The sequence below is a fragment of the Azospirillum sp. 11R-A genome (assembly GCF_049472615.1).
Classification (GTDB): domain Bacteria; phylum Pseudomonadota; class Alphaproteobacteria; order Azospirillales; family Azospirillaceae; genus Azospirillum; species Azospirillum palustre.
In genome coordinates, this window is sequence record NZ_JBCEBL010000009.1 from 91,426 (window position 1) to 118,192 (window position 26,767).

22 protein-coding genes are annotated in these 26,767 nt (G+C 66.8%); 4 read left to right on the forward strand and 18 right to left on the reverse strand.

Translation table 11 applies throughout. The features are described from left to right. Positions 1–113 precede the first annotated feature (113 nt). The 12 genes from VH569_RS14780 to VH569_RS14835 all read right to left on the reverse strand — a co-directional run bounded on the left by VH569_RS14780 (position 114) and on the right by VH569_RS14835 (position 15,099). On the reverse strand, positions 114–1,058 hold the full coding sequence (locus VH569_RS14780) for an ABC transporter substrate-binding protein (RefSeq protein WP_423316025.1): 945 nt from the start codon (positions 1,056–1,058) through the stop codon (positions 114–116). A 47-nt stretch (positions 1,059–1,105) separates the two neighbouring features. Then, positions 1,106–2,197 carry an ABC transporter permease gene (locus tag VH569_RS14785; protein ID WP_423316026.1) on the reverse strand — a complete coding sequence of 364 codons (1,092 nt, stop codon included), beginning with the start codon at positions 2,195–2,197 and terminating at the stop codon, positions 1,106–1,108. Beyond that, the gene (locus VH569_RS14790) at positions 2,194–3,768 is read right to left on the reverse strand and encodes a sugar ABC transporter ATP-binding protein (protein ID WP_423316027.1); all 1,575 of its coding nucleotides are present in this window, start codon (positions 3,766–3,768) and stop codon (positions 2,194–2,196) included. Before VH569_RS14790 ends, VH569_RS14785 begins: the two co-directional genes overlap by 4 nt. Before the next feature lie 115 nt (positions 3,769–3,883). Then, positions 3,884–4,729, reverse strand: coding sequence for a fumarylacetoacetate hydrolase family protein (locus VH569_RS14795; protein WP_423316028.1), 846 nt, complete (start codon positions 4,727–4,729; stop codon positions 3,884–3,886). A 92-nt stretch (positions 4,730–4,821) separates the two neighbouring features. Next, a complete protein-coding gene (locus VH569_RS14800; protein ID WP_423316029.1) occupies positions 4,822–5,565 on the reverse strand; it encodes an SDR family oxidoreductase in 744 nt (247 codons plus the stop codon). 147 nt (positions 5,566–5,712) lie between these two features. After that, complete coding sequence (locus tag VH569_RS14805; protein ID WP_423316030.1) at positions 5,713–6,528, reverse strand: IclR family transcriptional regulator; 816 nt, start codon at positions 6,526–6,528, stop codon at positions 5,713–5,715. 39 nt (positions 6,529–6,567) lie between these two features. Then, positions 6,568–7,797 carry a glycosyltransferase 87 family protein gene (locus tag VH569_RS14810; protein WP_423316031.1) on the reverse strand — a complete coding sequence of 410 codons (1,230 nt, stop codon included), beginning with the start codon at positions 7,795–7,797 and terminating at the stop codon, positions 6,568–6,570. A 305-nt stretch (positions 7,798–8,102) separates the two neighbouring features. After that, positions 8,103–9,284: a tetratricopeptide repeat protein gene (locus tag VH569_RS14815; protein ID WP_423316032.1), complete on the reverse strand. Its 1,182-nt coding sequence runs from the start codon at positions 9,282–9,284 to the stop codon at positions 8,103–8,105. 62 nt (positions 9,285–9,346) lie between these two features. Then, positions 9,347–10,834 carry a mechanosensitive ion channel family protein gene (locus VH569_RS14820; protein WP_423316033.1) on the reverse strand — a complete coding sequence of 496 codons (1,488 nt, stop codon included), beginning with the start codon at positions 10,832–10,834 and terminating at the stop codon, positions 9,347–9,349. Positions 10,835–10,870: 36 nt separating this feature from the next. Continuing rightward, entirely contained in the window at positions 10,871–12,820 is a 1,950-nt protein-coding gene (locus VH569_RS14825; protein WP_423316034.1) for a HAMP domain-containing methyl-accepting chemotaxis protein, read from the reverse strand. A gap of 28 nt (positions 12,821–12,848) precedes the next feature. Further along, a complete protein-coding gene (locus VH569_RS14830; RefSeq protein ID WP_423316035.1) occupies positions 12,849–14,225 on the reverse strand; it encodes a chemotaxis protein CheW in 1,377 nt (458 codons plus the stop codon). A 19-nt stretch (positions 14,226–14,244) separates the two neighbouring features. Further along, positions 14,245–15,099 (reverse strand): hypothetical protein, encoded by an 855-nt coding sequence (locus VH569_RS14835; protein ID WP_423316036.1) that lies wholly within the window; start codon positions 15,097–15,099, stop codon positions 14,245–14,247. On the opposite strand from VH569_RS14835, the gene VH569_RS14840 reads away from it, so the two are divergent. Further along, a complete protein-coding gene (locus tag VH569_RS14840; RefSeq protein ID WP_423316037.1) occupies positions 15,098–15,457 on the forward strand; it encodes a hypothetical protein in 360 nt (119 codons plus the stop codon). The two genes, VH569_RS14835 and VH569_RS14840, sit on opposite strands and share 2 nt — an antisense overlap. A gap of 417 nt (positions 15,458–15,874) precedes the next feature. Here VH569_RS14840 and VH569_RS14845 read toward each other — a convergent pair whose 3' ends face one another. From VH569_RS14845 to VH569_RS14860, 4 genes are all read right to left on the reverse strand, one after another. Beyond that, complete coding sequence (locus tag VH569_RS14845; protein WP_423316038.1) at positions 15,875–16,837, reverse strand: MlaA family lipoprotein; 963 nt, start codon at positions 16,835–16,837, stop codon at positions 15,875–15,877. A gap of 102 nt (positions 16,838–16,939) precedes the next feature. Next, the gene (locus VH569_RS14850) at positions 16,940–17,866 is read right to left on the reverse strand and encodes a COG4223 family protein (protein WP_423316039.1); all 927 of its coding nucleotides are present in this window, start codon (positions 17,864–17,866) and stop codon (positions 16,940–16,942) included. Between the two features lie 92 nt (positions 17,867–17,958). Beyond that, the gene (locus VH569_RS14855; protein ID WP_423316040.1) at positions 17,959–19,509 is read right to left on the reverse strand and encodes an ATP-binding cassette domain-containing protein; all 1,551 of its coding nucleotides are present in this window, start codon (positions 19,507–19,509) and stop codon (positions 17,959–17,961) included. Then, positions 19,506–20,660: a hypothetical protein gene (locus VH569_RS14860; protein WP_423316041.1), complete on the reverse strand. Its 1,155-nt coding sequence runs from the start codon at positions 20,658–20,660 to the stop codon at positions 19,506–19,508. Before VH569_RS14860 ends, VH569_RS14855 begins: the two co-directional genes overlap by 4 nt. Before the next feature lie 155 nt (positions 20,661–20,815). Between VH569_RS14860 and VH569_RS14865 the strand changes: the two genes are divergently transcribed. Continuing rightward, positions 20,816–21,220 (forward strand): DUF6524 family protein, encoded by a 405-nt coding sequence (locus VH569_RS14865; RefSeq protein WP_423316042.1) that lies wholly within the window; start codon positions 20,816–20,818, stop codon positions 21,218–21,220. A 16-nt stretch (positions 21,221–21,236) separates the two neighbouring features. Then, positions 21,237–21,641 carry a DUF6524 family protein gene (locus VH569_RS14870; protein WP_423316043.1) on the forward strand — a complete coding sequence of 135 codons (405 nt, stop codon included), beginning with the start codon at positions 21,237–21,239 and terminating at the stop codon, positions 21,639–21,641. Here VH569_RS14870 and VH569_RS14875 read toward each other — a convergent pair. Further along, positions 21,592–22,329, reverse strand: a complete 738-nt coding sequence (locus VH569_RS14875; RefSeq protein WP_423316044.1) for a hypothetical protein — start codon at positions 22,327–22,329, stop codon at positions 21,592–21,594. The two genes, VH569_RS14870 and VH569_RS14875, sit on opposite strands and share 50 nt — an antisense overlap. Positions 22,330–22,392: 63 nt before the next feature. Further along, positions 22,393–22,824 (reverse strand): hypothetical protein, encoded by a 432-nt coding sequence (locus VH569_RS14880; protein WP_109050753.1) that lies wholly within the window; start codon positions 22,822–22,824, stop codon positions 22,393–22,395. Positions 22,825–23,430: 606 nt separating this feature from the next. Here VH569_RS14880 and VH569_RS14885 point away from each other — a divergent pair. Further along, a complete protein-coding gene (locus tag VH569_RS14885; protein WP_423316045.1) occupies positions 23,431–26,763 on the forward strand; it encodes an ABC transporter substrate-binding protein in 3,333 nt (1,110 codons plus the stop codon). Positions 26,764–26,767 lie beyond the last annotated feature (4 nt).

Consider the following 26,767-nt stretch of genomic DNA (forward strand, 5'->3'; position numbering starts at 1 on the left):
CCTCAACTGCGGAAACTGGATGGCGAAGAAAATGGCGTGCGCGGCGAGGGACCGGGCGCCGCGCACGCCCAAGGCCAGGAGAAGGGGCCCGGGAGAAGACGCTGTGCAACCGCTCAGTACAGGACGTTCTGCGCCTCCGGCGTCGCCAGATTGGCCTTGGTCACCAGCACCACGCCGGTGTCCAGTGCCTTTTCGACCTTCTCGCGCTTGGTCAGCTTGACCGCCGTCTGCACCCCCAGATAGCCCATCTGGTAGGAGCCCTGGACGGCGATGGCCTCCAGCGTGCCGTCCTTGACGAAGCCCTGGAGATCCTGGTTGCCGTCGAAGCCGACCGCGGCGATGTGGCCGGCCTTGCCGCTCTGGGCCAGTGCGCGGCCCATGCCGATGGCGGTCGGCTCGTTGGCGCCGAAGATGCCCTTCAGGTCGGGATTGGCGGCCAGCACGTCGGTGGTCTGGTTCAGCGCCGTCGCCATCTGCGACTGGGAATAGAAGGGGCCGACGATCTCCAGCTTCGAATGGTCCTTGATGTATTTGGTGAAGCCGCCGACCCGGCCGATCTCCGATCCCGCACCGGCCACATAGGACATGACGGCGATCTTGCCGCTGGTGCCGACCTTGTCGATCAGCGCCTTGGCGCACAGCTCGCCCGCCTTGACGTTGTCGGTGGACAGCATGGCCTGATAATACTGCTTGCCGGCGTCCGACACCGGCGAGTCGATCAGCACAACCGGGATCTTCGCCTCCCAGGCCTTCTTCAGCACCGGGACCAGCGCGTCGGGGTCGGAGGGAGCCAGCACGATGCCGGCGACCTTCCGGTTCACCGCGTTCTCCACCATGTTGACCTGATCGGCGATGGCCGATTCCGCCGCCGGACCCTGGAAGGTCATGGTGTAGCCGTCCGCCTCCTTCTGGGCGGTGGATGCCCCCTTCTGCACATTCTGCCAGAAGGTGGAGTTCACCGTCTTCACCACCACGGCAATCTCTTTGTCGGCGGCAAGGGCACTGCCGGCGGCGAGAGCGACGGCGGACGCCAGACAGGCCGAAACGAAGCGCTTCATGGTTTCACTCCCTGTTGGTTAGTTTGTTTGCTTGCCGAAAACGCCGGTCAGCGCCGGTTGCGGATCTGGTCGATCCAGACGGTCAGCAGGATGACCAGACCGATGATGATCTGCTGGGTGAAGGCCGACACGCCGTTCATGTTCAGCCCGTTGCGCAGGATGCCGATCACGAAGGCGCCGATGGCGGTGCCGGAGATCGTCCCCACCCCGCCGATCAGCGAGGTTCCGCCGATGACGGCGCTGGCGATGGCGTCCAGCTCGTACATCACGCCCTCGTTCGGCTGGGCGGTGACGAGGCGGGACATCAGGACGCAGCCGGTCAGCCCGGCCAGCGTGCCGGACAGCACATAGGTGAACAGGGTGACGCCGACGACGTTGACGCCGGACAGCCGGGCGGCCTCCGCGTTCGATCCCACGGCATAGATGTGGCGGCCCAGCGTGGTGCGGCTCAGCATGATCGCCACCGCGATGGCGATGACCACCATCAGCACCACCGGATAGGGGATGCCAGGGAAGACCACGTCGGGGAAGCCATCCTCGCCGATGCGGACGATGCGGAACATGGCGCCGTTGCCAAGTTCGCCGAAGGAGTCGCCGAGGCCCGACACGGCGCGCGCACCGGTGATCTGCAGGGCGACGCCGCGCGCCACCATCATCATGCCCAGCGTGGCGATGAAGGGCGGCAGCTTCAGCCGCGTCACGCACAGCCCGTTCAGCAGGCCGCAGAAGGCGCCGACCAGGATACCCAACCCCATGCCGAGCGGCACCGGCGCGCCGGCCTTGACCGCCAGCGCCGCCGCCACGCCGGACAGCGCCAGGACGGAGCCGACCGACAGGTCGATGCCGCCGGTGATGATGACGCAGGTCGCGGCGATGCCGAGATAGGCGATGGAGGTCACCTGCAACGCGATGGTCATGCCGTTGCCGACGCTGAGGAAGGCGTCGCTGGTCGCGGAGAAGACGGCGACCAGCACCAGCAGCCCGGCCAGCGCCGCGAATTTCTGGATCAGGTCCTTGCGCCGGTCATTCATCACCCGACCGCTTATGGGGCCGCTCATGGTTTGGGGACCGTCGCTCACCGGCTGGCGCGGTGTGGCGGACGGCGCGGCGTCGAGGGTCTTGGTGGTGGGATTGCTCATGGCGTTTCGGCTCCCGGCGCCGCCGGGCGGCCATGGCCCGAGGCGAAATGCATGATCTCTTCCTGGCTGGTCGCGCGCGTGTTCAGAACGGCGGTGATCCGGCCTTCATGAAAGACGGCGACGCGGTCGGTCAGGCCGAGGATTTCCGGCAGTTCGGAGCTGATCAGCACGACACCGATCCCCTCGGCGGCCAGCCGGTCGAGAAGCTGGTAGATGGCGAATTTGGCGCCGACATCGATGCCACGCGTCGGTTCGTCGAAGAACAGGATGCGCGACTGGCGGAACAGCCACTTGGCGATGACGATCTTCTGCTGGTTGCCGCCCGACAGCAGGCGCGCCACCTGATGCGGCGACGGCGTGCGGATTGACAGCATCTGGATGTAGCGCCACGCCGCCTGCTCCTCCGCCTTGCGGTCGATGAATCCCAGCACGTTGGACACCGCCGCCATGTTGGCGAGCGTCAAATTCTGGGTGACCGACATCTTGACCGCCAGCCCGTGGCTCTTGCGGTCTTCCGACAGATAAGCGATGCCGTGGGCGATGGCGTCGCGTGGGGTCTTCACCGCGATCTCGCCGCCGCCGAGCCGGATGGTTCCGGCATCCAGCGGGTCGGCGCCGAAGATCGCCCGCGCCACCTCGGTGCGGCCGGCGCCCATCAGTCCGGCGAAGCCCAGGATCTCGCCGCGCCTGAGGTCGAAGCCGACATCGTGGAAGACGCCGCGGCGAGTCAGGCCGCGCACCTCCATCAATACCGCTTCTGTGGGAACGGAGGTGCGCTCCGGGAATTTGTCGTCCAGCGAGCGGCCGACCATCAGTGCGACAATCTCATCGACGCAGGTGTCGGCGAAGGCGCGGGTGTCGACGAAGCGGCCGTCGCGCAGAACCGTCACCCGGTCGACGATCAGCGCCATCTCGTCCAGCCGGTGGGAGATGTAGACGATCCCGACTCCCTGTTCCTTCAACTCCCGGATCACCTGGAACAGCAGGGCGGTTTCGGATTCGGTGAGGGACGAGGTCGGCTCGTCCATGATGACGATCTCGGCGTTCAGCGACAGTGCCTTGGCGATCTCCACCATCTGGCACTGGGCGACCGACAGCGACTTCACCGGGGCGTCGGGGCGGATGTCGACGCCGAGCCGGTCGAGGCAGGCCTGGGCCTGCCGGCGCAGCGCCGCACGGTCGATGAACCAGCCGCGTTTCGGCTCCCGCGCCAGGAAGATGTTCTCGGCCACGCTCAGATGCGGGACGAGGTTCAGTTCCTGGTGGATGATGGCGATGCCGGCCCGCTCGGCATCGAGCGAGGAGGCGAAGCGCCGCAGCTCGCCCTTGTAGGCGATGCTGCCCTCGTCGGGCTGGTACTGGCCGCTGATGATCTTCATCAGCGTCGATTTGCCGGCCCCGTTCTCGCCGCACAGCGCATGGACCTCGCCGCGCCGCAGGTCGAAACCGACGCCGTCCAGCGCCAGCACGCCGGGGAACCGCTTGGTGATGCTGTCCAGCCGCAGCAGCTCGGTCCCCGCAATTGCTGCGGGGAACCGGCCGGGGGCCGTGTCGAGCGACGCTTGCTGCATGGCACCTCCCCATCCGGCGCGTCCGGTCGTTTGGACCGCGCCGTCTGGCTGCTTTGTCGAGCAAACCGCTTGTGCCGCTGGCCGCGCCATCCGTTCGGATACCGCCGGGCTGGCGTCACTCCGCCGCGTACACCTGCTGGCGCTGGCGGCCGAGACCCTGGATCTCAAGCTCGATCCGGTCGCCGGGCTTCAGATAGGTCGGCGGCTTCAGCCCCAGTCCGACGCCCGGCGGCGTGCCGGTGGAGATGACGTCGCCCGGATGCAGGCTCATGAATTGCGACAGGTATGAGACGACGTGGGCGACGCCATAGACCATCGTCCGGGTCGAGCCGTTCTGGTAACGGTGGCCGTTGACCTCCAGCCACATGTCCAGCGCCTGCGGGTCGGGAACCTCGTCCCTGGTCACCAGCCAGGGGCCGATGGGGCCGAAGGTGTCGCAGCTCTTGCCCTTGGTCCACTGGCCCTGGCGTTCGATCTGGAATTCGCGTTCCGACAGGTCGTTGACGACGCAATAGCCGGCGACATGGTCCAGCGCCTCGGCCTCCGACACATATTTGGCCGTCTTGCCGATGACGACGCCGAGTTCGACCTCCCAGTCGGTCTTGGTCGAACCGCGCGGGATTTCCACCGGGTCGTCCGGACCCTGGATGGTGGAGGTCGCCTTCATGAAGATCACCGGCTCCGACGGGACCGTCGCCCCGGTTTCCGCCGCATGGTCGGAATAGTTGAGGCCGATGCAGACGAACTTGCCGGTGCCGGCCACGCAAGGACCCAGTCGGGTCGAGGCATCGACCAGCGGCAGGCTGTCCACCGGCAATGCCGCGATCTCCGCCAGCCCCTCGGGCAGCAGCCAGCGGCCGGCGATGTCGCCGACATGGGCGGACAGGTCGCGGATACGCCCCTGGGCATCCAGCAATCCCGGCTTCTCGGCCCCCCGCGGGCCATGGCGCAGAAGCTTCATAGAGCGTTTCCCCAGATTTCTCGTTCAGGAGTTTCTTGTCGTTTTCGCTGGCCGGCCGCTGGTCTGGTGGCTGCCGGTCAGATTCCTGGCGGTCAGGTATTCGTCCAGCCGCCGTCGATGGCGATGGCCTGTCCGGTCATGAAGGAGGATTCGTCGGAGGCGAGGTAGACGGCGAGCTTCGCCACCTCCTCCGCCGTGCCCAGACGGCCCATCGGCTGGCGCGCGATAAAGGCGGCGCGCGCGGTGTCGTAATCGCCGAGCGCCCGCATGCGGTCGTGCAGCGACGGGCTGTCCACCGTGCCGGGGCAGATGGCGTTGACGCGGATGCCGCGGGTGACGTAGTCGGCGGCGACCGATTTGGTCAGGCCGATCACCGCGGCCTTGGTGGTGCCGTAGATGAAGCGGTTGGGCGCCCCGATGATCGACGAGGCGACGGACGACATGTTGACGATCGATCCGCCGCCGGCCTCCAGCATTCCCGGCAGGAAGGCGCGGATCATCCGGTACATCGACCGGACGTTCAGCGTGACGGCGAAGTCGAAGGCGTCTTCGTCGCACTCCAGCACCGTGCCGGCATGGACATAGCCGGCGCAGTTGAACAGAACCGACGGAGCCGGGACTTCTGCGGCGAAGGCGCGGATCGCCGCCGGATCGCAGACGTCCAGGCGGCGGGTGACGATGCCGGGAATGCCCGACAGCTCCGCCAGCAGCCCGTCATTGATGTCCGTCGCGATCACGCTGGCGCCTTCCTCCGCGAAGGCGAGTGCGGCGGCGCGGCCCATTCCCTGGCCTGCGGCAGTGACGATGGCGGTCTTGCCCTGCAATCTGGCGGTCATGGCGGTGTGTTCTCCCCAGGCGTTTTTCCCTAAGGCGCGATGTCGGGTGCGGTTGCGGAGCCGCCGGTTGCATCGCTGTTGCCACAATCCGCAGCGCGGATCGCATGTTTTATATACACATCGCCATTGCGCCTGTAAATCGATCCGTCAGTCCAACGAAAAGATTTCCGAGATACGCCGGCTGGCTTCGTCCAGGGCGGTCAGGATCTCCGCCGGTTCCTTCGGAACCTGCCGGGTGCGCAGATAGGGGCAGGTCAGGGCGGCGACGGCGCCGCCCTCCCGCCGGTCGATCACGGGACAGGAGAGATCGACCACCGCTTCGGTGATGCCGCTGGGGCGGGCGACATGGCCGGCGGCGCGGACGGCATCCAGCGTGCGGTCCAGCGCATCGAGGTCGATCCACGGATCCTCCTGCCGCAGCTCCTCATACAGGCCGTGGCGGCGGCGGGCGCCGATGAAGGCCATCAGGCAATGGCCGGACCCGGTCAGCACCAGGGGCTGGCGGTAGCCGATGCGGACGGTGAAGCCGATGTGGCTGGTGCTTTCCACCCGCGCCACCACCGCGATCTGCGTGCCCGACATCACGGCGAGATGGCAGGAATAGCCGGTCTTCTCGGCGAAGGCATTCATGAAGGGCAGGGCGATTTCGATCAGCGAGCGGTTGACCGGCCGGTTCATTCCCAGGCGGAACAGCCGGTCGGTGACGCGGAAGCGGTCGTCGCCCTCCAGCCGCTCGATATAGCCGCGCTGCGCCAGCACCGAGACCATGCGGAAGATCTCGCCCTTGGTCCGTCCCACGCCGTCGCCGATCTGCTGCAACGACTGGGGATCGCGGCACTCGGACAGGAATTCCAGGATGTCCAACCCCTTTTCCAGCGCCGGGGCGGAGTATCGCCGCTCGCGGTCCGGTGTGTCCGGCAGATCGGCGGACAATTCGGGTGGGTCGGCGTCGGTTCCGGTCATGGTGGCGTTCCCTCTTTTGCCGGTGCGGCTTCGTTTTACCTATGATTCTCCCACTTCACCGGAAAAACAATGGAGGACTTGGCCGTCGGCCGGGACGGAGTGTGCAAGCAGGCTTCGTCGGGACACCACCAGCCAGACGGGATAAACGAGCAGGGCGAGCGTCAGCGATTGCTTGAGCCACATCTGTGTCGGTCGGTAGAACCAGCCCCCGTAGAAATGCAGACCCAACCCGGCCACGGCCAGACCGAGCAGCATCGGCACCGCTCCGGCCCGCGGCCGGCGATGCTCCACCAGCGCCGCCAGGGTGGTCAGCACCGCGATGCTGAGATAGGAGCCCTCTTCGGTCCTTGGGTTGAACAGCACCAGATACCAGGCCCCCAGCATCGCCGTGACGATCATCCCGGTGGCATGGTCGAGCCGGCGCCCCGCCATCCACACGATGCCGACCACCAGCAGCGCGCCGGCCAGCCGCAGCGCCGTCATGGTCGCATAGGCCGGCTGCACCCCGGCTTCGGCCAGCATGCGGGTCAGGTCGAACCAGCGGCCGCTGTCGGGTGCGGCGGCGGTGGCGAGCTTGGCGATCATCGCCGCATATTGCCCGGCGACATAGCCCGGGTCCGGGTGCAGGAAGGGGGCAGCCGCGGCAATCAGCAATCCAAGCGCCAGCGGCCGGCGCACGCCCGGCCGCACCACCGCGAACAGCAGGGCGGGGACCAGCGCCAGCGGCTTCAGCGCTACGGCCAGCGCCAGCATCGTTGCGCCCCGGCGATCCCGCCTGTGTGCCAGATCGACCGCGGCATGCAGGACCACCGACATCATCATCAGTTCGCACTGGCCGCGCAGGACGTTGATCGACGCGGTTGGAATGGCCGCCACCAGCACCCAGGCGGCCAGCGTCCGCCCCATGTTGGGATGCAGCAGCAGCGCCACCCGGTACACCGCGCCGGAAAACACGGCGACCATCGCCAGCCGCCAGATCTGATCGCCGAGACCGAGCGGCAGGGCCGCCAGCGGACCCAGCAGAACCGCGCTGGACGGAAAATAGAGGAAGCCGTGGATGCCCTGGGTATAGACGGGGACCGACGACCACCAGTCGATCACCGCGTCGCGGTAGATGTGGGTGATCGGCCGCTCCGGCCGGACGACGGCAAGCACTGCCATCGCCACCACGAACAGACACCAGACCACCACCGCGACCGCGCTGGCATCCCGATGCCGCGCGTCTCCGCCGCGCAGAACGCGCGACAGAAGAATTCCATTCGAATTCATAAAATTTCCGGACCCCAAGCCAACACCCGGCACGGTTATCTAGCGGGATTTGAGGATCCTGGAAAATTAAAACCAATTCATAGTGGGGTTTAGCGTGCGTCTGATGCTTACTGAAGCACCAGACAGACTCTAAATTTTTGATTTTTCGTGTGATTCACGATTTAAGCAATTCCGCTTGAACCGATCACACTCCAAGCTGTCAGAACTCCACATTTTCTTGCTGTGCAGACCGGCATACCGGTCGCCACGAGAGCGGCGGGAGCCTCGATGGACTCCCGCCTGATTGATCGAGGCGCTCCGTTCCCTCACTTGACGGTGGTGGACACCTTGACCGGTGTCGGCTGCGCCGCCGAAGGTTTCCCCAGATCCTGGCGCAGATCGCTGGGCTTCAGCGGTTCACCCTTGCGCCAGGAGATGCGGTAGTAAAGGCTCGCGACCTCCGGGTAGGTTTCGAAATTGTCGAGGTTCGCGCGGGCCTTCGTCTGGTTGCGCTGGGCGCACACCACGTCCCCCCGCTCCGTGCACATTTCGGCACGCAGCGACGGCACCAGGGCGCTGGTCGGATCCCAATATTCGGCATCGTCGAGCGCCGTGATCGCCTGATCGTAGCGGCCCGTTGCCATGAAGGCGCCGGCCCGCAGCAGATCCCCGGCGGCCAGGATCGTGTAGGCGCGCTGATAGCGGGCGGTCTCCATCGCCGGCTTCAGATAGGTTTCGACCGACTTCTCGTCGTCCTTCAGCAGCATGACGAAGGCGCGGTTCAGGCGGGGGAACAGCAGGGCCGGATCGGTCTGGTCGGCTTCCTCGAACAGGCGGGCGGCCTCGTCGGGCTTCTGCTTGTGAAGGGCGACGATGCCCGCCATGTTCAGAATGCTGGCCCGTTCCCTGTAGTAGGTCTTCGAGGCGTAGGTCTTCAGCTCGCGCGCGATCAGTTCTTCGACCTCGGTGTAGTCGTGCTGGCGGTCGGCGTTCTGGAGCGTATAGACCACCGTCACGTAGGGGGCGAGATGCTCCATCACCTCCTGTGCCGCGCGCCCCATCATGTCGGGCAGCGATTCGCCGTCCTTGCGCTTGACGATCACCGGGAAGGGCGGCTCGTCCGGATCGCGCACCATGGCGACGAGCTGGAGCTTGCCCTCCTTCTCGTCCTTGGCGAAGCTGCCGTTCACCGTCGCCGTCTTCATGCCGAAGGTGTGCTGAACGGCGGCGGTCATATCCTCCAGCTTCAGCGTCTTGGCCAGGACCGCCCCCATGGTCTTGGCCTTGGTCGAGCGCACGCTCGGGCTGCCGAAATAGGACTTGGTGTCGCCGATCTCCTGCATCTTGGCGATGAACATGTCCTCCATCACGTCGCCCCGGGCGGTTCCCTTGGACAAATCGTCGGACATGTACAGGCTGACGGCGACGCTGTCGGCATGCAGGACGGCATCGGTCGAGATGATGCCGAAGGCGGCCATGAAGGCGACCGCGAGCGAAATGGGATCCATGGTGTCACCTCTCTTTGGCGTTATCGTTGAACGTGTCCGGCGGGGCCGGTTGCCCGGTGGTTTCAGCCCGTGTTGGCGACCGGGCCGATGCCTGGGCCTTGCCGCCCGACAGGGGCGGGAAATAGGTGCCTCATCTGCCGCAGGGTGTCGGCGACCCGCTCCTCGTCCTCGTCGGAACGGCTGGCAGAGCCGGCGACGAGGTTGCGGGCCACGCGCTCCATCGTGCCGGCACCGGCGCCGAACAGGGATTGCAGGGCGTCGGGGCCGAATTCGCACAGCAGGACCGCTGTGCGGCAGCGCACGGTGCTGCCATGGGCTTCGCCGCGCAGGATGGCGGGATCGAACAGGTCGCCGGGGCGCAGCGTCGCCGGCAGCGGATCGCGGACCGACCTGCGCCCGGCATCCGCCGACAACAGCCCCTCCAGCACGAGATAGAGCGAGGTCCCGGCCTCTCCCGCCTGGATCGCCACCTGACCGGCCGGCAGCTCCCGCATCGCCGCGTGGGAGGCCAGCAGGCGCAGCGGCGCATCCCCCACCCCGCGGAAGAGGGCGGTGGCGCGCAGCAGGGCGGTCAAGGCGGCGGTATCGGGGCCGGCGCCCCCGGCCTGCCGGAACGCACCATCCGCAGCGGACGGGCCGTCCGTCAGGACTGTCGCGGTCTCCAGCCCGGCGAAGGCGAGATGGGTCAGCACCGTCTGAAGGATCGTCGGCGAGGCGTTGCCCAGATGGCGCCATTCCGCCTTGTAGAAGATGGCGTATTCGACGCCCTCCAGGCGGATCGCCTTGACCTCGACCCAGGGGACCGGCGTGTCGGGGCCGGCAAGTCCGGTCATCGCCTCCAGCGCCGCCGCCTGGAGGATGCGGGTGGCGCGGGCGAGCGGCACGCGGGCGTCGAGCGTCAGGGTCACGAAGCGGAAGCTGTTGGCCTCCGGCTGGCTGAAGTTGGTGATGGTGAAGGCGCTGAACTTGCTGTTGGGGAAGATCACTAGATCGCCCATGAAGTCGCGCACGCGGGTGGTGCGCCAGCTGATCTCCAGCACCTGACCGCTGATCTTGCTGTCGCCCGACCGGTGGATCTGGATGTATTCGCCGATGCGGATCGCGCGGTCGATGTTGAGCGCGATGCCGGCGAACACGTCCTGCAGCAGCTCGCGCAGGGCCATGCCGAGCACGAGGCCGGCCACGCCGGACGCCGCCCACAGCACCGTCAGATCCTGTTCGAACACAATGCCGGCGCAGGCGGACACGGCGATGCCGAAGATCACCAGACCGGACATCTGGCTCAGCAGCTTCGGCACCGGCGACCCGGTGGCGGACGCGACGATGCCGTCGAAGATCACATACTGGACGATCCGCTGCACCAGCACGGCCAGCGACAGGAAGGCGGCAACGCCGAGCACGTATTTCAGCACGCGGCGCGTGCTGTCCATCGCGGCCAGCCCGAACCCCTGGAAGCTGTCGCCCCCGAGATAGAAGCCGAACAGCACCACCAGCGTGATGACGAACGGCGCGGTCAGTTTGCCGGCCGCGCGGCGCAACCCTTCCTTCATGGCGTTCCCGTTGCCTCCTCTCCGGTGCGGCTGTGGTCAGGCGGTGCGGATGCGGGCGGTTTCCGCCTTCAGGCGCTGCGCCATGTCGGTCAGCGAGGCCATGGTGGCGGAGATCTCCTCCGCAGCGCCGGCCGTCGCCTGCCCGGTCATGGAAAGCTGCTCGACCCGGTCCTTCAGCAGGCTGGCCATGGCGTTCTGCTCGTCGATGGCGGCGGCGATGGACTGGGCGGTGGAGCCGCTGTCGCGCGACGCCTCGACGATGCGTCCAATCGCTTCCGCCGCCTCGCCGGCGGCCTGCACGCCGGTTTCCACGCCCGCCGACGCTTCGCGCACCAGCGTGCCGATGTCGCGGGTGGCAGCGGTGACGTCCTCGGCCAGCGACGAGATCTTGGCGGCGATCAGGCCGAAGCCGCGGCCGCTCTCCCCCGCCCGGACCGCTTCCAGCCCGGCGTTGAGCGCCAGCACATAGGTCTTGTCGGCGATCCCGGCGATGAGCGCGCTGATCCGTTCGATCCCCGCGGTCCGTTCGGCGATGCCGTCGACCGCCCGGGTGAGCGAGATCAGCGTCCGCTGCCCATCCTCGGCAAGGTCGGCCGTGCCGCGCGCCAGGGTGCTGCCGCGTTCGGCGTTGCGGGCGATCTCGCCGATGGCGCCGGCGGTCTGCTCGATGGCGCCCGACACGTCGGCCAGCGTCATCATCTGGCCGGCCGCCTGGCGCGACACGTCGATGGCCGCCGCCGCCGTCTCCGTCGCCGACGTGGCGACCTGCTCGGTGGAGCCGTTCACCGCGCGCAGCACAGCGGCGAGCTGCTCGACCGCGCGGTTCAGGTTGTTCTTGATGGCCGCGAAGTCGCCCTGGTGCGCGCCGTCGACGGTCCGGGTCACATCGCCCTGGGCCAGCGCCCCGGCGAAGCCCGAGATCTCGTCGAGCAGCAGGGCCAGCGCGTCGATGCTGCGGTTGACGTTGCCCTTCAGCGCCCGCAGGTCGCCTTCATAGGAACCGGTCATGCGGCCGCGGATGTCGCCGGAGGACAGCCGCGCCATCACCGATGCTACCTCGAACAGCGGCGTGGTCAGCACCTCCACCAGTTCGTTGGCGCCGCGCACCAGAACGGCGAATTCACCGGCATGGCGTTCAGGCTCCACCCGCACGGACAGGGCGCCGCCGCGGGCCGCCTCGATCAGGTCGCGCAGGTCGCCGGCCACCGCCTTCAGCGTCGCGGCGATGCCTGCGGTGGCACGCAGCATATGGCCGATCTCGTCCCGGCGGCCGTCGTCGGCGACGGTGACGTTCAGGTCGCCCCGCGCCATGCGGTCGATCACATCGCGGGCCTGGCCGAGCGGCACGGTGATCGAGCGGATGATCGCCACCCCGAGCGCCACCCCGACCAGCACGGCACCGATCAGCAGCCCGATGGTCCGGCGGACCGTGAGGTCGTACAGGGCGTCGTTCTGCTGGTAGACCGATTTGGCGACCGTCAGCTGCAACTCGATCAGTGCCGACATCGCATCGGACACCGGTTCGATTGCCGGATACAGCTCGTCGATGACGAAGCGGTCGAGCCGTTCGGAACGGCCGGCAGCGAGGATCCCGCGCAACCGGTCGGCCGCGCGGTCGGCGTCGGCCATCAGCGGTTCGGCTTTCGCCACCAGCGCCTTTTCCTCGTCGACCAGATAGGTTGCCAGATAGCCACGCCATTTTTCGCGGATTCCGGTGCGGGCGGCGTCGATGGCGGCAAGCGCGGCCTCGGTGGGCATATTCCCGTTGCGGGCCTTGTGCGCCATATCGACGATGTTGACCGCATAGAGGTCAGCGATCACCTTCAGATCGCGCAGCGGCACCACCCGGTCATTGTAAACCGTGTCGAGCGCGTCGTTTCCCATCTTCATGCCATGCAGGGCGATGAGGCCGATGATGGCGGTGAAGGCATTGAGGACGACCACCAGGACCGCCAGCTTCTTGCCGATTTTCAGGTTCTTGAACATTGCGCCAGGGCACTCCTGCAGGGTCCGCTCACCAATTCGAAAGCCAGCCGGCGAATGACGCCCGCATGGCCATCCGCACGACATCTCCGGGGTCCGCACGCCACGGGCGGCGGAAGGCGTCGGGCCGCACCAGACATTCCAGGACCGGCTTGCCGTCCGACGGCTTTCCGGGCGCCGGGCGGACCGCCTCGGCCAGAACGGCCATCGCATGGGGCAGCGGCGGTGGCGCATGCCAGCCGAAGCCGCCATCCACCGCTTCGATCCGTCCCGTCAGCAGGGCGATGGGACGCCGGCCGTCGCGCTTCAGCACCACGCAGCCGGCCGGCCCGGCCGTGCCCCCGAACGCCGCGTCGATGTCGAAGGCGGGGATCGATCCGGAGCGGCGCGACCGGTGGAAGTCGCCGGGGCAGGGTATCCCCCGCATCTCCCGCACCATGGCGGCCGGTGCGGTCAGGATCACGGGGCCGGCCGCCATCGCGACATGGCTGTGGCCCGACGAAGGCGCGGGCAGGGACCGGACGGCCGTGCAGACCGCTTCGTGCGCCGCCGGCCGGTCTATCGGCAGGAACCTGCCCGGCCCCGGATGAACCACCTGGATCGGGCGGTTGCCCGCATCGTCCCGCCACCACAGCGAGGTTTCGCCGTCGGCATCGACGGCCACCAGATCCCGGCGTGGCAGGCTGTGCAGGCCGAACAGTTCGGCGACCGTCAGGGCGATGGTCCCGTCGGGCGTGCGCAGGCGCAAGGCCCAGCTGTCGTCCTCCGGCGACCCGGCCCCGATCCAGGAGGCAAGGGAGTGGGCCGGCAGCAGGTCGCCGTCCAGCATCACCACCTGACGGGGGGCGATGCCATGCGCGGTCAGAAGGCCGTCCGGACGGCCGACACTGTCGACCAGCGTCGCGGGGATGGCGACACGCTGTCCGCCACCGGCGACCAACAGCACGTCCAGCTCTTCGGACGCCCGGTCCATATGGTCGGGTGCCGGTTGTGCCGGCTGCGGCCCGCAGGGGGCGAGACCGCCGAGCAGATCGTCCGGATCGATGGAAAGGGCAGGGCCGGAGGCCGGCTCCGCCATGTTCCCGTCGGCGGCTTTCACCTCATCGACCCGCAGCGACAGCGGCCCTGCCGCGTGGTCCAGTTGCAGGCTCCATCGCCCGGCACCCGGTCGCCCGACGTTCCGGGTCCCCAGATCGATCTGCGCGGCGGCCACGCCGTGGCTGAAGACCACGCCTTCGTAGCCGGGCGGAGCGAACGGCACCGGTGCGGCGGGGACCGCCAGATCGATGGCCGCCACCTGGCTCGCCGGAATTGCGAAGTGCCGCTCGGCGACGAGAACGGTCACCGTCGCCGTCCGGGCGGCTGGCCGCAGCGCCGTCGGGCCGTCGATCGGGAGCGGGGCGGTCATCGTCGTCTCCACCGTTCCGTCAGGCGGCCGAGGCGACGGCATAGCCGTTGATGCCGATGTATCCGGCTAAGGTCGCCAGACACAGCAATAGGTTGGCGACGCGGGCGAAGCGTGGCGCACGCTTGTGCGTCAGCTGCATCAGGACGACGGCGAGCGCCGCCAGCAGGATGGAGGCGAAGGTCGTGCTGACGATCACATCGGCGAGCGTGAAGGTGGAGGCGGGCGGCAGATAGCCGTCCAGCGCGTATTTGTTGCCGACCGCGGCGAACACCGCCGCGGCGCACAGGCCGATCCGCGATCCCGCCATCGACTCGAAATCGAGGAAGAAGGTGAGCAGGGCCAGCAGGAACGCGACGCCGAAGCCGACGAACAGGCTGCACAGCAGGCGGACGCCCTGGCGCTTTACCGTGATGGTCGCGACCACCCGCGAATAGACGCTGTCCTCCGACAGGGTGGGATCGCCGTAGGAGGTGTTGTAGGTCACGTCCTGGGCCGAGAGGTCGAAGCCCTCGATGGTCCAGCCCGGCACGGTCGCGGCCGGATCGATGCGGCTGTTCTTGCCGTCGGCGACGAAGCGGATGCGGCCGGTGTCGGATTGGCCGTCCTCGACCATGATGACCAGCTTCTGCCGGTCGAACGGGAAACGGGTGATTTCCCAATCCTCCGCCAGCACCGCGCCGTGCTTTTCCTGATGCCAGCGGACTCCCTTGCTGGTGTCGAGCGAGGCGAATTTCACGCTGTCCGACTTCGCGTTCGCGACTTCGACCGTCGCATGCGGATCGTATTCGGGATTGTCGTGCAGGTACCAAAGCCAGAACGACGCGTAGTAGGACCGCTTCGACATGTCGAAATCGAGCAGCTGGGTCAGGTACATGCCCACCTTCACCTCCGTCGGTCCGTCCGGTCGTGCCGGTGCGGCGGAAGGCGGCGAAGCGCCATCGGTGGCTGGTGGCGGGGCGCCGGTTCCGGCCGGAGGTGCTTCCGTCGCCGCCCAGGACGGCAAGGCGAACTGGGCAAGGGCAACGATCAGCAGCGCCGTCAGAATCGCACCGGCCAGTCCGTTCCGCCGGCCGCATGCCTCACCGCTTCTGCGGTCGCGGCATCGATCGTTCCGACCCGATTCCGTCATTGTTGGCTCTGTCACAGCGCGTCCCCTCCCTCAGGGCATCTTTCTTCAGCGTGCGGAGAAATTTTTGAATGAGATCGTCAATAACAAATTGCGAAATGAATGAGATAATCTTCAGTAGAAATAAAAATCCTATAGGGTCTTCATTTATCTACGCAAAAATTGCTTAAGTGCTTAAACGACTATTGGGTAAATTTTATTTATAAAAGAGAGGTTGAGTCAATTCGGACAACCCCTATCAGGCTTCCAATCTTCAGTTTTAAATTATTCATAAAACTCAATTTCATAATTGAGCATTTTAAAAAGGTGAAGAGAAGCCGTCTTCCAAAATAGCGATGTGGCTATTCGGCGATGACGGCAACGGCTGTCGAATATAGGTGTGTAAAGTCTTGAGTAAAATCTTCGGGGCTGGTGGAAAGGTCTTTCAGGATTTGATCGACCTTGCAGCCTTGAAAACCGGAGCAACTTGTCGGGAGGGAGGCGAAAGAGCGGTGGGCGGTTGCTCTTCGACACGCGCAGCCGCTTATCGGACGGCGACCGCGTACGTCCGCTGCACGGAAAGTCCTTTGCGTGGGCCTGGGCGGTCGTCTTCCGGGAAGGCCATCTCGGGCGAAGAGCGCCCCCGGCCCGGTGGCGTCCGGTCGAGCGACGGGGGAGCGGAAACCGGCCCCTTGGCGGGCGGTGTCTCGATCGGGTGGGCGCAGCGTTCCCGCCGCTGCTTCAGGTAGGCCGTGCGCGTGGCATCGTAGTCCGGCAGGCGGATGTTCTTCGCTTCGATGTCGAATTGCCGGGTCGCCGTGATGTCCGCCACCACCTCGACCGATTCGGCGATGACGATGGTCTGCAAGCTGGCGCCGGTGCCCGCCGCCACCCCGGCGAAGGTCCAAAGCACGGCGTTCATCAGAACGATGTCGGCGATTGCGTCGCGACCGGTGCGCGGACCGATGAACGGCAGGACCACATACCCCATCTCACCCACGCCGGAGCGGCAGAGGCTGAGACCGAGGTCGGTGTGGGTCGGGGTGAATCCCCATTGGCTCGCGGTGTCGTAATAGCCGAGAACGCCCACCGTGCTGTTGATGCCGAAGCGCTCCACCGACCGCCATGCGTTGCCGAACTCGCCGATCATCGTGCTGGTGACGGCGGTCAGCGGCTCGTTCACCAGATTGGTGACCACGTTCTGCACGCTTCCGGCCGCCGGATCCGGCGGTGCGGCCGGTGCCCCGCCCCGCATCCAGCCGCCCACCGCGTCGAAGCCGTCGTAAAGATGCCGATTGAAATCGAAGACGGCGCGGCTGTAGCTGTCGAGCCAGCCACCTTGTTCAGCAGCATCCTTTGCCGTGGCGGCCGGAGCCGCCGTGGCCGGCGCGGCGGTGCCCTGGGGCGATGCTGCCGTTGGAGGGCTGGCGCAGGCGGCCGAAGCGGTCCAGAGCGACGCGGCGATCACCGAGCCGAGCAGGCGAGACACGAGAAGGTCGCAACTCATCCAGCCATACCTTGCCAGCCATATTGCCAATTGGACGCCAACGGGCGGAGCGTGAAACCGCCGCCCGTGCATGGGGCCCGCATGGACCCCGACCCAGTCCTGTCAGGATTTCGGAGACATCCGGCCAGCCGCCGTCACCACCATCTCGGCGATGCGGTCGATTGCCTGGTTCGCCGCGATCCGTGCCCGTGCATCCTCCATCCAGGCGCGGGCCGGAGACGTGGAGCCGAGGTCGATGGCGCTCAGCTGCGCCATGGCGGCCGGCAGATTGCCTTCGGCCAGCAGCGCCTGCGCCTGTTCGGCAATCGCCACCGGCCGGATCGCCTCAGGTTCGACCGCGACCGGTGTCCAGCCCGTGACGTTGGACAGCCACCTGATCGGCGTCGGCCGGGGATCGGTGCGCCCCGCAGCCTCGGTGACCGCCGCGAAATCCTGCCGGAGCTGGCTTTCCACCGGAATGCCGTTTGCGGCATAGGCCTCCACCGCGGCCAGCAGCGGCTCCAACTCCTCCATCTTGCCGCCCAGGGCGCGGACGGCCTTCAGCTCCGCATCGAAGGGAACCGGCCGGCGTAAGGTCGCGCGCAGCTGCAGAAGCGCCACCATCCGGATTCTGGCATCTGAATTGGCAAGCACCGCATTGGCCGACAGGCCCTGTTCGGTGGTCCTGACCAGTGTCGCCGACAGATCGCTGACCTTGCGGTCCAGCTCGGCGACGGACCGGGCGAGACGGCCGGTTTCGACCTCCTGCCGCGCCTGCCATTCCAGTCCGGCCGGCTGAAGCCGGAGAAGCCGGTAGAGCGGCGGCGACCAGTAGGGGGCGGACACCGTGGCGACCAGCGCCGCGATGGACAGGATCAGCGGCAGCGACGGATTTCGCGCATCCGAAGCCGGCGCCTTCAAAGGCGGCAGGTCGGGCGGGGGCGACGGCGGAATCGCCTGACCGGCGGATTGCCAGGGTTCCGGTTGGCTTCCCGCGGCCTTGGCATCCTGCGCCGCGGCCCGCTGTTCGATGTCCGCATCCGTGATCATGATCCGCTTCCCCGTTTCACGGCGTCCATTCACCGCAATGTTACCCCAAAAGAGTTCCCGCGCTATCGGGAAATATCCGAAGGGGAGGTGTGTCAGAGTGTCAGAATTGAAATGATGGCGTGGACCAGCAGGGTCAGAGTCACCCCGACAATGATCGAACGCGCAATCGCTGCGTTTATTTCGAGAACCGATTCTTTCTTTCCGCAGCCGATAACAATCGCGGCGCCGCCGGCAAGCAGTGAACTGAGCGCCACCTTCAAAAGAACCCAGACCATGCTGAAGGAGGGATGCAGGCCGTCGGGCAGCAGCTTGCGGAAGAAATGGCTGCGCCACAGCTCGAAGCTCTGCATCGGAAACTGGATGTGCCAGGTCTGCATCGACGCCCAGCTCGCCATTCCCAGCGAGATGACCAGCAGGATCAGCGATCCCACCACCATGTTGATGAGGATGGCCGAAAAGATGTAGCCGCGCGCGGTGATGCGCAGGTTCTGCATGGCGCTGAACTGCGACGACAGGACCCGGTTTCCGATGTCGGCGGCGATGATGGCGTTGTTGCGCGCCACGAACAGGATGCTGCTGATCAGCGGAACCGCCACGGTGCCCTGGACCAGCCCCAGCCCGACCAGCGTCTCGTCGTGCAGAAGGGATTTCAGGTAGCCGCCGAAGGAGTTGTAGTGGAAGCCGAACCACATCGACACGAAGCCCATGATCAGGGCGCCGGCTCCCATATAGATCAGCATCAGCGGCGAGACGCACAGCTCCCAGAAATATTCGGCGAGATAGCGCAGGAACCAGTGGAAGCGGGAGCGGTGGCCGACCTCCTTCCGCCAGTCCCGACCCTTGCCGGCGCCCCGCAGAATTCCGCTTTCGGCCAAGCCGGCTTCTGTAAGCCCTGCCTGTCTGTCATGGGGAAGAGCGCTTTCGTCCAAGGCCAGCAGGGCAGCCTCGATGGCTTCGGCATCGCGCGGTACCTCGACCAGACGGTGGTTGCGCGTGTCGAACAGCAGCACGCGGTCGGCCACCGGAAGCAGATCCTTGACGTGGTGGGCGACCACCAGCGCCGGCTTGTTCATCGTCCGGCACAGATCGCGGATCAGCTCACCCAGCCGCCGCGCCATCGCGACGTCCAGACCAGAGTTCGGTTCGTCGAACAGCAGGACCGGCCGGTCGGCCAGCAGGGTGCGGGCGATGGCCAGACGCTGGCGCTGCCCGCCGCTGCAGGAGCTGACGGTCTGCGTCGGCTCGATGCCGTCCAGCAGGGCGGTGGCGTCGGCGATCAGCACGGAATCCGGCGGGTGCGCCGCATGGTCGGCGGCGATGCGCAGATTCTCGACGGCGCTCAGATCGTTGAACAGCGCATGGTCCTGGAAGACGATGCCGCCGACCGGGCTGCGCTCCGTCGCCAGATCCATCGGCTGTCCGCCGCAATGCAGGCGTCCGGACACCCGCCATTCCCCGGGGCCGTTCTCCAGAAGACCGCCGAGCAGCTTGACGATGGTGGATTTGCCGGACCCGCTCGGCCCGACCAGCAGCACCACCTCCGCGGGGTCGATGGCGAAGCTGGTGTGGCGCAGCAGAGGCTGGCCGTTCGGCCGGTCGATGGTCAAGCCATCGATGACGAGGGCATGGGAGGTCTGGGTCATTGCGGCACGGCATGCAGGAGGATGCGGGGCGAATAGCGGTCGAGCGTGAGGATGTCCTCGCGCTGGCGGGCGCTCATCATGACGATCAGCGGACCGCCGCGGCCGGTCAGGAAGCCTTGGAAGGTGTGGGCGGCCAGCGCGTTGAGATCGGCGCCGGCCTGGACGCCGAACAGCAGGTCGGGGGCGAGCCGGGCCAGATCGCCGGCCGGGCCGGAAACCGGCTTCAGATAGGCGCCCAGCCGGGGATCGTTCACCATCCGGCCGGCGACGTCGCGCAGGCGCTGCTGATGGGCCAGCGCATCGACGACATTTCCGGCGAAGGTCTTCAGGAAGGCCTTCGCCTGCCAGCTGTCGGCAAGCTGCCGTGCCGCGCGGTTGACCAGCCCGGCCTCCCGCGCTTCGCGCAGGATGGTGTCGATGGCCTGATCGACGGGGGCGAGATCCCAGGACTGGCTGCGGAACGGATCGAGCGCCATGCCGACATTGGCGCCGATCAGGTTCCACACCAGCGGTTCGACCTGCTTCGTCGCGATGGCCTTCAGGTCGCGGCCGACGGTGTCGTGCAGCATCGGTTCGGCGCTGCGCAGGAACTCCTCGTAGGTGGCGCGGGTCGACGGGGCCCGCCAGGCCTCCTCGATCGCCATCCGGCCGATCTCCTGCAAGGCGTCGCGGTATTCACCGGTGAATTCCGGCGATTCGAAAATGCCGTCCATGGCGGTGCGCAGTCCGCGCCCCACCTCCTCGATGCCGCGCCACAGCCGGGCCCGCTCCTCGTCGGTGGCGAGCAGCCAGAGGACGCGGAACTCGGTGTTGAACATCAGCGCCTCGCTGCCGTGGATCAGCCGCGGGTCGGACGGATCGAACAGCGTGATGTCCACCCGCCCGTCCGGCTGCAGCAGGCCGGTGCCGCTGCGCATGGTCGCGTGGTCGGGCTGCATCAGGAAGACCGGCACCGGAATGGGCGCCGCGGCTGGCGCAGCGGCGGAGGCTGCCGGCGTGCCGTCCATCGGGGCGGCAAGCTGATAGCTGACGGTTGCGGCGGCATGGCGGGTCGGCAGCGTCGTCCAGCCCGCCGACAGGAAGAGGGCGCCGAGAGCCAGGCTTGCGGCGATGGCGGCGGGCTTGCCGAAAAGGGCGTTCACGGGCGTCATGTCAGCCGATCCATCGCGATGCGTCATTCCGGCACAGGGAGCGGGATGGGAAAACGGTGCGGCAATTGCGGGATCTTCCCGACATTGACCGGGCAATTGGGGCGGCGTACGGTTTCCGGACGGGAAAAACCGAAAATTTGTGCAGAGCCGCCGCCATGATGACGACAGCGGGTTTCATCGTCCGGATCATCTTCGCGGTCCTGCTGGTCTTCGGCATCTACAACCCGTCCGGCTATTCCTATTACGACTGGCTCGTCGGCGATCAGGGGCACTGGACGGTCAAGCTGTTCGGCGCGTCGGTGCTGGCCTTCCTGCTTTTCATCCATGCGCAGGCCACGTGGCGTTCGATGAAGCTGATCGGCATTCTGCTGGTGCTTTCGGTCGTGTCGTCGTTCGGCTGGGTCCTGTGGGATTTCGGCGTGATCGATCTGACCGATCCCACCACCCGTTCGCTTGGCCTGCTGAGCACCGTCGCCATCGTGCTGGGGGCCGGGCAATCCTGGTCGCTCGTGCGCTATCGCCTGAGCGGTCAGGTCGATTCGCAGAACCTGATCGCCTGACCGGCCGGATGACGCCATGAAGAGCTTCGGCTATCTGATCCGCACCGTAACCTGCTTCCTCCTGCTGTTCGCCACCTGGAACCCGACCGGCTATTCCTATGCCGCCTGGCTCGGAACCGACGACGGCAGCCGCCTGTCGGTGAAGATCGCCGTCGGCCTGCTGCTGCTCGCCCTTTATGCCGCCTATCTGCGGATCGCCTGGGTCGCGCTGCGCCTGCCGGGGATTCTCACCGCGGTGACGATCCTCTACAGCGGCTATCTGTCGCTGCGGCACCTCGGCGCGCTCGATGCCGACGCACCGTTGTGGAGCAGCTACCTGGCGCTGGTGCTGGCGGGGCTGGTGCTGGCGTCCGGTGTGTGCTGGTCGCATTTCAAACGCCGAATTTCCGGCCAGTCGCACGTCCTGACCCCTCCGCCCTGACCCGTTTCCGCCGGCTGCTGTCGCTCCCGCTGCTGACCGGTGCGCCCAGCGGGAGCATCGATTTCGGTGCGCGGAAATGGCGCTGCTTCTGGAACAGGCCCAGCGTGTTGTAGCGGTACTCCTGCATGACCAGCACCGCGACCGCCAAAGCCCAGAAATTCAGGCGGTTGAGCAGCCAGAGGCCGAGAAGCGTGGCGTAGAGCGTCGCCACCGACGCAAGCGCCGCCAGCGTCAGATCCATCGCCAGGGTCAGCATGGCGACGCGCCAGTGGGTCCGGTAGAAGCCCCAGGCTCCCCGTCCGGCCAGCAAGGCAAAGGCGAAACCGACGACCAGGGTCAGGTTGAGGCGGTCGTCCCGCTCGGCCAGCCACGCCGCCAGCCGGTCCGGAGCCTCGGCCAGCGTGTCGAGGACCAGGGCCTCGAACGCCGGAGGATCGAGATCCCAGGGGCCGCCGACGCCGAACAGCAGATCGGCGTTCAGGCCGCCGCCGGGAAGCGGCGTGGTCAGGATGAAGCAGATGCCGATCAGGAACCCGCACAGTTCGACGATGCCGGCGCGGCCGGCGCCGTACGCATGCCAGTGCCGTGCGGTGTCGAACAGCGCCCGGTAGACGATCAGCGGTGCCGCGATCAGAAGTGTCCCGATAAGGATGACGGTTCCCGACGCGAACAGCTCTAGGATATCCATGGGCGTCGCTCCCCGTCGCGGGCCTCAGCCTTTCAAGTGTCAGGGCAGGTGTCAGGGCAGGTGTCAGGTTTCGATCTTGCGATACCAGCGCTTGGTCGGGATCAGCCCGGCCCGCTTCGGCTGCCATCCGTTGTCGGTCATGATGCGCTTGATGTGGCGCCGCGCCTCTTCCTCGCTGATGCTGTCGTTGGAGAAATCGCGCAGGATCGAAGCAGTCTGGTTGAACTGCTTCTTGCCGATCTTTCCCTTCTTCCCGGCGTGCTTGTCCAGCACCTGCCGGATCCGACGATCGGTTTCGCTTTCGAAAACGAGATCGTAATCGTCGGCGACACAACGCATGACGCCGCGTGCTTCCTCCAGCGTCAGGCCGCAACGGACAACCCCATCCTCCAGGATCCGCCGCTCGGTGTCGCGCTCGATATACTTGCTTGAAATCCCATTCAGCTTGACCAGATCGGCGAATTTACGGCGGCAATCCTCGACTGCTTCGGTCATTTGAAATCCAACCCATTGCGTTGCCAAGTCTACATCGCACCCTGCGAACGAATAGAGCGTCCGCCTGTCCCCACGGCCTCATCCAGCCTTCCCGCCCTGCGCAGAGAGCGCATCGGGCGGCAATTTTTGCGTACCTCTTCAGGAAAGCACGTGCAACATAGTCTCACCGTCTGATTCTTTCCACAATAGACACGCTATATCCATCGGGAACACTCCTACTGGTTTCAGCCGCGCCTTGTCTGGAAAAGGGTTGGTTTATGTTATCCCTGCCAATAACAAATTACCGAATCGGTGAAATGTTTAGATTCCAGACTTTTTGATTTGTTTCAAAGAAAGGTTGCGGCATTCAGTAAGACTCTAACACTTAAAGGTGAGGAAGCCGGGATAATCGGAGATTTCCCGGACTTGACCGCGCGCACCGCGCGTAAGGCTTGATCCTCGCCGGGCCGTCGGGCCTACTGGACCTGCGTAACTCGCCGTTGTCCGGCGCCTGAGCGCCGCCTTCCTGCCGCCTTCCCGCCGAAGTGGAGTCCTGGGGTTGCCCTACCGATGCGCTTGATCGCCATTCTCCTGTTTTTGGCGGCATTGCTGGCCGGAGGATTGGCGGTGCCATCGCTGACATCGCGATCCGCGATTCGGGACAGTGCCGGTACGGTTCGCATCGCCTATGCCGGAAACCTGTCGGAAGGCGGCCAGGACATCGTCAGGGCGCTGGGGCTTCTGGCGGACGGCATCAACGCCACCGGCGGGATCGACGGGTTGCAGCTTCAGTTCGTACCGTTCGACGATCACGGCGTTTCTCCCAGCGCCCGCAAGGCCGCGGCGGAGATCGTGGAGGACGACAGCATCCTGGCGGTGATCGGCCACGACAGTTCCGCCACCTCCCTTGCGGCCGCGCCGATCTATGCCGCCGCCGGCATTCCCGCCCTGTCACCGATGGCGAGCGAGACCAGCCTGACGCGGAACAATGCCTGGTATTTCCGCATCGGGCATTCGGACGAGCGGGAAGCCGCCTTCATGGCCGATTACGTCCGGCTCGGACTGCTTGCCGATTCGGTGGCGCTGCTGCGCACGCCGCAGACGGTCACGGAGCGGCTTGCGGGTCCCCTGCGTGACGTCATGCCGCAGCGTGGCGTCGGGTTGCGGCTGGATGCGGCGATCAATCCGGCGGCGGCCGGCTTCGCCCGCGACATCGCCGATTTCGTCGGCACTCTGCGCGGGCTGTCTGCCGAGACCGTCGTCGTCCTTCTGGCGACGGAGGAGCCGGCGGTCATGCTGATCCAGGCGCTGCGCGATGCGGGTGTGACCAATCGCATTCTCGGCCCCAACTGGCTGGGAGCGCCGTCCTTCGGCAAGCAGCTGTCGCGTCTGCCGCGCGAATCGTCCCATCCCGGCCTCTATACGGGCAAGCTCTTCGTCATCAGCTCCTTTCTGCCCGACATCGCCAACCAGCAGGCGAACCGCCTGCTCGCGGCTTACGATGCGCGATTCGGGCCGCTCGGCAACTGGGCGGCGCTCTACGCCTACGATGCCGGGCAGCTTCTGGTCGCCGCCGTGCGGCGGGCGGGGCTGGCGGGCAGCTGGAGCACGCGCGCGTCGGCGCGGCGCATGGTGCGCGACCAGCTCGCCGCCATCCGCTCGGTGCTGCATGCCGTGCCCGGCGTCACCGGCCCCTTGTATTTCGGCGAGGACGGAACGCCGGAGCGGGCGCTCGGCATCGGCCAGTTCACCACCGGCGCCGGGCCGGATGACGGGCTGACCACTGCGCTGACCCAGTTGCGCTATGCGGCCGATGCGGACGGCAGCGGCGGAAACGGCAACCGCGGCGCGATGAGGCCACTGTCGGTGGTTCATGTCGGCATGTCGGTCAGCCGCATTTCCGACATCGATCCCGTCAACCGTTCGGCGCGGATCGAGTTCGACCTGTGGTTCCGCTACCGCAACGTTCCCGACAGCCCGCCTCCGGAAGCGGTCACCGACATCCAGTTCCTCGACACCGTGGAGCCGGTGATGGTGGGCGTTCCCGTCGAACAGGCGCGCAACGGCGACGAGGATTACCGGCTCTACCATGTCACCGGCCGCTTCCTGATGGATGCGTGGCAGGACGCCCGCGCGCCGCTGGGCGGACATCGGGTCGGCCTGCGGTTCCGCAGCCGCGACCTCAATCATGAGCGGATGATCTTCGCCGCCGATGAAGGCGACGGCTCCGCCCACCGCGACCTCGCGCGTGTGCTCGCCGGGCGCAAGGTGGCCGGGGCGGGCTGGGCGGTGACGGACGCGGTTCTCACCGCCGACATTCCGGCGGCGGTGCCCGGTGCCCAGATCCGGCCTGAAGAACGGCGCGCCGGGCGCGACGCCCCGACGGTCCGTTTCGAACTGTCGATCGAGCCGCAGGATCGCGGATTGCGCCGGCAGATCGGTGGGCTACCCGCCCTCATCGGGGTATGGGGCGCCTGTCTGCTGCTGCTGGCCCTGCGCGGGGCCGAGGCATGGCAGTCGGACCGCCGCTTCCCCCGCCTGTTCCTGCTGGTCGAGTCGGCTGCGACCGGAGTCGGCCTGCTTGCCGCCGAATCGGCGCTGATCGACGGCTTCGCGCGGATCGACGCCGAACGGGCGATGGCTGCCACCGTCACCGCCTTCGACGTGGCATGGTGGCTGGTCCCCGCCCTGTTCATCAATCTGGCCCTGCACCGCTTCGCCTGGGATCCGCTGGAGGCGTCCAGCGAACGGGCGATCCCGCAGGTGGTCAAGAGCACGGTGTCGCTGCTGATCCTGATCCTGGCGGTCTTCGGCGTGATCGCGCAGGTCTTCCAGAAGGACCTGACCAGCCTGCTCGCCACCTCCGGCGTGCTGGCGATGATCATCGGCCTGTCGCTGCAAAGCAACCTGTCCAACATCTTCTCCGGCATGGTGCTGAACCTCGAACGGCCGTTCCGCCGTGGCGACTGGATCAAGGTGGGGGATGCGCCCATCGGTCAGGTGATCGACATCTCCTGGCGCTCGACCAAGATCCAGACCTTCAACAACACGGTGGTCAGCATTCCGAACGCGGTCGCGGCAGGCACGCGGATCGAGAACTGCTCGCACCCCAACAACCGCTTCATCGCCCAGATGCTGCTGCATGTGACGCTGGGCCACGATCCCGACCGGATCGTCAATCTGCTGACCGACGCGCTGCGGCTGGTGAAGAGCGTCGATGGGCGCAAGCATCTCGGCCTGGTCTGGGTGAAGTTCAACGGCATCGACGAATTCGGGATGCGCTTCCTGGTTTCGTTCGACCTGACCGACCGCTCCCTCCTGCAATCGCAGGAGCATGCGGTGCTGATCAGCATCCATTCGGTTTTCCGCCATGCCGGGGTGACGCTGGCGCAGCGCCACGCCAACATCCGGCTGGTGGAGGGGGGGACCGACGCGGCCGACGCCCATCCGGACGCGGCGTCGCTGATCGCCGCCGCTCCCCTGTTCCAGCCGCTCGACAACCCAGCCCGCGAGCGGCTGGCGGCCGGCGCCCGGCCGCAGCGGGTCGCCATCGGCACGCCGCTGTACCGCCAGGGCGATGCCGGCCGGTCGCTGTTCCTGGTGGCGGAAGGCATCGTGACGCTCAGCACCACCGGCCTGGACGGCACCGAGATCGAGCTGTCCCGCCTTGGACCGGGCGCGCTGTTCGGGGAGAGCGCCCTGCTGGACGGGGCCGCGAGGACGAGTTCGGCGCGGACCCTGGGGCCGGCGCTGCTGTACGAGATCGACGAGACGGTGCTGGCACAGGCGCTGGACGGCCAGCCGTCGCTGCGCGACCTGCTGGGCCGCATCGCATCCACCCGCTCGGCGGACGGGCACGGCAGTGGCCGCCCGGACGAGGACGACCGCCAGCGCGGGCAGGGAACCGGCATGCTCGCCCGGCTGCGCGACGCCTTCGGCTTCAGCGACGTCAACGCGTGACGAC

Bases quoted from the DNA above. Each gene is read 5' to 3' on its own strand.
- VH569_RS14840 (WP_423316037.1), top strand. From the start codon at position 15,098: ATGCCCACCTTCACCTCCGTCGGTCCGTCCGGTCGTGCCGGTGCGGCG.
- VH569_RS14825 (WP_423316034.1), bottom strand. From the start codon at position 12,820: ATGTTCAAGAACCTGAAAATCGGCAAGAAGCTGGCGGTCCTGGTGGTC.
- VH569_RS14780 (WP_423316025.1), bottom strand. From the start codon at position 1,058: ATGAAGCGCTTCGTTTCGGCCTGTCTGGCGTCCGCCGTCGCTCTCGCC.
- VH569_RS14855 (WP_423316040.1), bottom strand. From the start codon at position 19,509: ATGACCCAGACCTCCCATGCCCTCGTCATCGATGGCTTGACCATCGAC.
- VH569_RS14815 (WP_423316032.1), bottom strand. From the start codon at position 9,284: ATGGATCCCATTTCGCTCGCGGTCGCCTTCATGGCCGCCTTCGGCATC.
- VH569_RS14865 (WP_423316042.1), top strand. From the start codon at position 20,816: ATGATGACGACAGCGGGTTTCATCGTCCGGATCATCTTCGCGGTCCTG.
- VH569_RS14875 (WP_423316044.1), bottom strand. From the start codon at position 22,329: ATGGATATCCTAGAGCTGTTCGCGTCGGGAACCGTCATCCTTATCGGG.
- VH569_RS14800 (WP_423316029.1), bottom strand. From the start codon at position 5,565: ATGACCGCCAGATTGCAGGGCAAGACCGCCATCGTCACTGCCGCAGGC.
- VH569_RS14795 (WP_423316028.1), bottom strand. From the start codon at position 4,729: ATGAAGCTTCTGCGCCATGGCCCGCGGGGGGCCGAGAAGCCGGGATTG.
- VH569_RS14845 (WP_423316038.1), bottom strand. From the start codon at position 16,837: ATGAGTTGCGACCTTCTCGTGTCTCGCCTGCTCGGCTCGGTGATCGCC.
- VH569_RS14880 (WP_109050753.1), bottom strand. From the start codon at position 22,824: ATGACCGAAGCAGTCGAGGATTGCCGCCGTAAATTCGCCGATCTGGTC.
- VH569_RS14785 (WP_423316026.1), bottom strand. From the start codon at position 2,197: ATGAGCAATCCCACCACCAAGACCCTCGACGCCGCGCCGTCCGCCACA.
- VH569_RS14870 (WP_423316043.1), top strand. From the start codon at position 21,237: ATGAAGAGCTTCGGCTATCTGATCCGCACCGTAACCTGCTTCCTCCTG.
- VH569_RS14810 (WP_423316031.1), bottom strand. From the start codon at position 7,797: ATGAATTCGAATGGAATTCTTCTGTCGCGCGTTCTGCGCGGCGGAGAC.
- VH569_RS14830 (WP_423316035.1), bottom strand. From the start codon at position 14,225: ATGACCGCCCCGCTCCCGATCGACGGCCCGACGGCGCTGCGGCCAGCC.
- VH569_RS14805 (WP_423316030.1), bottom strand. From the start codon at position 6,528: ATGACCGGAACCGACGCCGACCCACCCGAATTGTCCGCCGATCTGCCG.
- VH569_RS14835 (WP_423316036.1), bottom strand. From the start codon at position 15,099: ATGTACCTGACCCAGCTGCTCGATTTCGACATGTCGAAGCGGTCCTAC.
- VH569_RS14860 (WP_423316041.1), bottom strand. From the start codon at position 20,660: ATGACGCCCGTGAACGCCCTTTTCGGCAAGCCCGCCGCCATCGCCGCA.
- VH569_RS14850 (WP_423316039.1), bottom strand. From the start codon at position 17,866: ATGATCACGGATGCGGACATCGAACAGCGGGCCGCGGCGCAGGATGCC.
- VH569_RS14820 (WP_423316033.1), bottom strand. From the start codon at position 10,834: ATGAAGGAAGGGTTGCGCCGCGCGGCCGGCAAACTGACCGCGCCGTTC.
- VH569_RS14790 (WP_423316027.1), bottom strand. From the start codon at position 3,768: ATGCAGCAAGCGTCGCTCGACACGGCCCCCGGCCGGTTCCCCGCAGCA.